The sequence below is a fragment of the Thalassolituus sp. UBA2590 genome, assembly GCF_002339775.1.
In the GTDB taxonomy this organism is placed as follows: Bacteria; Pseudomonadota; Gammaproteobacteria; order Pseudomonadales; family Oceanobacteraceae; genus Thalassolituus.
This window is the reverse complement of sequence record NZ_DDKU01000036.1, coordinates 1-5,058: the sequence shown is the minus strand read 5'-3', so window position 1 is coordinate 5,058 and position 5,058 is coordinate 1. Positions and strand designations below refer to the sequence as shown.

Below are 5,058 nucleotides of genomic sequence, written 5' to 3'. Positions count from 1 at the left end.
GGCGGCTGCCGTACTGACACATCGCCGCCAGATTCTCCAGACTCACAGGCACATAGATATTATCGACCGCCGCCTGATCCAGCGTATCATCGACATCAGGGTCATTGATGTAAGCAAAATCTTCATCTATCGCGACCAACCACACCCAGTGCGGTGCCTTGTTCCGGTTCATCCGGTACGTACTGATTAAGAGCAGAATACGATGGCCGGATTTCAAAGCCTCTCGGAGTGTTTCGACCGTAAACTGCGACACCTCCGAGGATATCCCCGCACGTTCGCAGCGCTGACTGAAGTCATCACTGACAAGGCGCAGAACTTCACGTTTATGCTCATTCCGTACGCCCTCAATAAAGGGAACTGACTCATCCGACACCCAGATGCTGGCATCAAACCCGCGCGTCTGAGCTGCAAGAGCCAGCCCCTGAGCAGAGCAACCTCCATGGCCAGTCGTCAGGTAAATGGTTGTCGCCTCCCGCCAGATATTCAGTTCACAAATACGCGACAACTGAAACTCTGACTGTAGACTGCGCATCGCCATCATCAACGCTGACGGACCGCACGTAAAAGGCGTTGTCTGACCGTAGAAAGGCAACTCCTGAGGAACGACACGCATCGTGCTCAGGTGTTTCTCCAGTCTCCAGCCCGCACTGCCGTCTTCGTAGTAACCGGGCAGGAAGCGAATTCTCCGATACCCGGTAGATTCATAGAGGTACAGAGCGCCCTCATTATCATCACGAACCTCCAGGCGCATGAAAAATACTCCGCGGAGCATGGCCTGAGCCTCAGCATGATCCAGTAGCTGACGCGCAAGTCCACGCCCTCGTGCCCTAGCTGAAACCGCGATGGAATACAGCCTCGCCAACGAAGTGCCACGATGGAACAGCACCAGGATGTACGCCTGAAGACCATTTTCGTCTTCATGTACCCATAACTCAGAGTGGCTGGAGCGAATGAAATGGCGAAAACGACGAGGCGTCAGCCGGTCGCCCGGAAAGGCCTCCTCTTCAATAGCCGATAACGCGGGAACATCTGCCGATGTGGCTAAACGAAACGTCATATACTGAACCTAAAAATGAAACAGCAATCTGAAGGCGCATAGTAGAACTGAACACAGCGAATCGCTACGGCTGTGCTCACGAGAAATATCACTCCAGACGAGAAGAAAAACTTGATGTTGTGATGCGCCAGCGAGAACTATCATCTGGCTCAGTTTTTCATTTTCTAATACACAAAGAGTCACCAATACATGAAGCCACTGCTCGTACTCGTTGACCAGCTCAGTGACTGGCAGCCCTACTACCCAACCCGTCAGGTCATCACCATTGGCGACTTTCTGGCTGGGCAGACCGAGGCTCGCGGCTATGTTATCAACCTATGCTCGGATTACTCTTATCTGAGTACGGGATACTACGGCTCGCTTCTCGCTGAGGCGCGCGGCGGCCAGGTGTTCCCCGGCGTTCGTGCCATTCGTGAACTAAACAATTTCGAGCAGGGGCAGCCGCTTCCGACGAAAACCAGCCGCATTCTCGAAGCTGACCGACGCTCAGGCAAAAATAACGCAGACCTTGTGCACCTACGCGTGTATTTCGGACAAACAGAGAACGCTTCTCTGAAGCCAGTTGCCCGCAAACTGTTCGAGACATTTGCCTTCCCTGTATTCGATGCCAAGCTTCAACGCGTGCACGAAAACCTGTGGATCATCGCCTCGTTAAACGTCGTTGCAATCAACGAGCTCAACGAAAGCGATCAGACCCGGTTTGCAGAGTCTCTGGACACGTTCAGCTCGAAAATATGGCGGCTTAAACGCATCAACAAGCGTTATAAATATGATCTGGCGATTCTGGTCAACCCAGAGGAGCAACTGCCGCCCTCCAATAAAGGCGCATTAACTGCATTTGAAAAAGCCGGTAAAGACATTGGTTTAAACGTTGAGCTGATCACATGGAAAGAAGCCCATAGAATTGCAGAATACGATGCACTCTTTATCCGTGAAACGACAAACGTCGATCATCACACGTATCGCATTGCACAACAGGCTGAAAATGCTGGGCTCGTCGTTATCGACAGCCCTCGCGACATTATGCGCTGCTCTAACAAAGTCTACCTCCACGAGTGCTTGCAACTGCATCAGGTAGACACACCAGAAACGCGGCTATTGATGACTCAGCAAGACTATAACATCGATCACCTCATCGAAGAGCTGGAACTTCCGATCATCGTGAAAGTACCAGACGGCGCCTTCTCAATTGGTGTAGAAAAAGCAAAAACACGGGAGGAGCTACAAGAGTGTATCAGTCGCCTTGGTCAACGCTCTGCCTTGCTCTTACTGCAGAAATTTATGCCAACCGAGTACGACTGGCGTATTGGTGTTCTGAATGGTGAAGCCATCTATGCCTGCCGGTATTTTATGGCCAAAAGTCATTGGCAGATTTACAACCACAGTGCCCGATCAAAATCGAACAGTTCTGGGAATGCTGATGCCTTTGCTATTAATGATGTGCCTAAAAAAGTCATCAAAACCGCATTAAAAGCAGCGCGCTGTATGGGAGATGGGTTTTATGGGGTTGACCTGAAATCCAGCGGTGATCGGGTCGTTGTCATTGAGGTCAACGACAACCCAAGCATAGACAAAGGCGTTGAAGACCTTCATGAAGGTACGGCACTTTATCAGAAAATCATGCAGACATTTCTGGCAAGGCTGGAGGACGTTAACGGGCGCTGAAGCGCCCATCCTTCTACCAGTGTTGCGGAAGCCCTTTTGTCTGTATCAAGGCAGCGATATCCATCATTAAGGCAATCGACACATGCACCATCACACCGCCCCAGATGGAACGTGACATCAGAGCCAACACTCCAAGAAAGAAGCCAAAAAGAATCGCGCCAAAAGACTCCGGCCAAAGCTTCGGAAAGTGCAGCATCAAGTACGGCAAACACATCACCGCAATCGACAGACTACCGAACTGGCGCTTGAGTCCATTGACCAGATACCCCCTGAAAAAGAACTCGACAGCAATAAATTGCAAAACGTAGATCACTTCCCAACTTAACAGATCAAACCAACTTCGATGTGCGCGGTTATAGAAGGGATAATGTTGCGAAAAGTCATCACCAAAACTGGCGATAATGGCAAAGATCATAATGGGCGAGGCTAACAGGACGTAACCACGCCAGTGATGATGCACACTTCCCCACTGCCACCCGTATTCACGCAATGAATCTTTAAACCAGAACCGAATAGCAAGCATCGGGATGATCAGGAATCCGAGTAAATTAATGCCTCCCCACCAGATATACCCTAACAACTCCCGATATTCGTAACGATGGTAGTCACGATATATCGAGGGATCAGACATCACTTCGGAAAACCACTTCACCAGCGCGGTCAGGTTACTGCTGTATTTTCCGTAATGCACCAGAAGCAGACACACACAGGCAATACCGATGATCTGCCAGACACGTATACGCTCTTTCGCTTCTTCCGCAGGCGATAAACCGGCCGGTTTACGCTCTTCATCAATTGCATTGAGTTGGCTGAAAAGAAATCCCGGCGTCAGCCAGTGTAAAAATCCCATGCTGCTGTTCCATTTGTGTCTTCAATAGCCCCTACAGGCAAACTAAAGTACATCATTAAATTACGCCATAGTTCGCCCGTATGGCTCGCGGTCCAACGAGAAATATCCACCGCACTGTTCTCTTGAAGTGCGTCACACACACGGTCGGTCGCGTCATCAATATTACCGGGCGAATATCGAAAGCGGCCTGGGTATTGTTCGCGATAGCATAACGCGTCAGGGACTACAGGCATTGCGCCAGCACTCACGGCTTCAATCATCGATAGCCCCTGAAACTCATGATCTGCTGTGCTGATCACAACCCGAGCACGCTTTAATAAGGTTTCATACTCAGCCCGCGGCACCATACCATCGGCAACAATCCGTGCGGCGTGCTTCTCACGTATCGCAGACAGTTCGCCCGGCACCTTCTCAGGTCGCGGCCCCAACAGCGCCAACTGAAAATCTACGCCGCGATTAGCTAACGTATCAAGCACTGCTTCGAATCGATCCGGACGCTTGTCGTATTCCCAGCGGTGATTCCAGAGAATCATCGGCATCGTGCCTGGTTGCGCTGGAATCGTATCAGTATTTACTGTATCGACAGCGACAGGTAAAACCGAACTCTTCGCTCGTAACTCATCAACAACATGGTCGGGGATGGCATCAGGTAACTTACGCAGAAGCTCTGTAACTCCCTCCAGCATGGACTCAAGATTAAAACGCGAATTAAACAAACAACGTTCCGATGTCAGAGCCCCGTATAACTGAACCATCTGAGGGTCAATCGACGAGTGCTGACGGTCCCCCACCGGGTAAGCAAACTGGTTCTCGTGGAAATACAGAGTGACAGGAATACCTGCCAGTTCAGGGTGCAGCCCTTTGATGGTGGCAATATCCACCATGGATGTTGCGAGAATATGATGGGGCTGCTCTTGCTGGAGTGCGTCCCTAAACTCCACCATCCACGACAGGGGATTGCCCCGGATACGCCAGCGGAAGTAGCGGCCAGGAAGTTCGAAGATTCGAAGCCGCACCGGGCGGTCCTGCTGATTCGAGAGCCAGTTAACCCAACTGGCGTGACTTTCGGAACGATATGCTGACAGCAGCCAGACCAGAGGACGCTCGGGCATTTACTCAGATCGCCATTTGCGAGCGGTCAAGCTCCTGCTTGGCGGAGTCAGACGCCTGGTTAATTTCCGACAAGCGTTTTTCGAGTCCGGAGATATTCTCTCGTTGCTGGCGTATCTGCTCATTATAGCGGTCTGCACCAGTTTTCATCTCATCAACAATGGCTTGAGCGCGGTTGCGGGCATTTGGCCCCGCAATGGACTTCGCCAGCTCGGATTTTTCTTTGATCATGCGCTCACGTTCCTGTTGCAGGTCGCTAAGCTTCTTCTTCGCATTTTTCAGGTCACGCTGCACACGAATTTTGTCATTACTGCGAGAAAGCTCATCGGCCATCCCTTGTAACTCCGCTTCAGAGGCGCCTCTCGACGGTTTGCTG

At 51.1% G+C, this 5,058-nt stretch carries 5 protein-coding genes; 1 reads left to right on the top strand and 4 read right to left on the bottom strand.

The window, feature by feature from the left end; translation table 11 throughout:
- The coding region (locus B2067_RS03385; RefSeq protein WP_301387447.1) for a GNAT family N-acetyltransferase/peptidase C39 family protein at positions 1-1,057 on the bottom strand (1,057 nt) is incomplete at its 3' end.
- Positions 1,058-1,246: 189 nt separating this feature from the next.
- Here B2067_RS03385 and B2067_RS03380 point away from each other — a divergent pair.
- On the top strand, positions 1,247-2,722 hold the full coding sequence (locus tag B2067_RS03380; protein ID WP_301387446.1) for a RimK family protein: 1,476 nt from the start codon (positions 1,247-1,249) through the stop codon (positions 2,720-2,722).
- Positions 2,723-2,735: 13 nt separating this feature from the next.
- Here the strand turns inward: B2067_RS03380 and B2067_RS03375 are convergent, their stop codons facing one another.
- From B2067_RS03375 to B2067_RS03365, 3 genes are all read right to left on the bottom strand, one after another.
- Positions 2,736-3,572 carry a CPBP family intramembrane glutamic endopeptidase gene (locus B2067_RS03375; RefSeq protein WP_301387445.1) on the bottom strand — a complete coding sequence of 279 codons (837 nt, stop codon included), beginning with the start codon at positions 3,570-3,572 and terminating at the stop codon, positions 2,736-2,738.
- The gene (locus B2067_RS03370) at positions 3,551-4,684 is read right to left on the bottom strand and encodes a tRNA-queuosine alpha-mannosyltransferase domain-containing protein (RefSeq protein ID WP_301387444.1); all 1,134 of its coding nucleotides are present in this window, start codon (positions 4,682-4,684) and stop codon (positions 3,551-3,553) included. The genes B2067_RS03375 and B2067_RS03370 overlap by 22 nt, the downstream gene beginning before the upstream one ends.
- Positions 4,685-4,688: 4 nt before the next feature.
- Positions 4,689-5,058, bottom strand: a 370-nt coding sequence (locus B2067_RS03365) for a hypothetical protein (protein WP_301387442.1), incomplete at its 5' end; no start/stop codon positions are given.

Bases quoted from the DNA above. Each gene is read 5' to 3' on its own strand.
- B2067_RS03380 (WP_301387446.1), top strand. From the start codon at position 1,247: ATGAAGCCACTGCTCGTACTCGTTGACCAGCTCAGTGACTGGCAGCCC.
- B2067_RS03375 (WP_301387445.1), bottom strand. From the start codon at position 3,572: ATGGGATTTTTACACTGGCTGACGCCGGGATTTCTTTTCAGCCAACTC.
- B2067_RS03370 (WP_301387444.1), bottom strand. From the start codon at position 4,684: ATGCCCGAGCGTCCTCTGGTCTGGCTGCTGTCAGCATATCGTTCCGAA.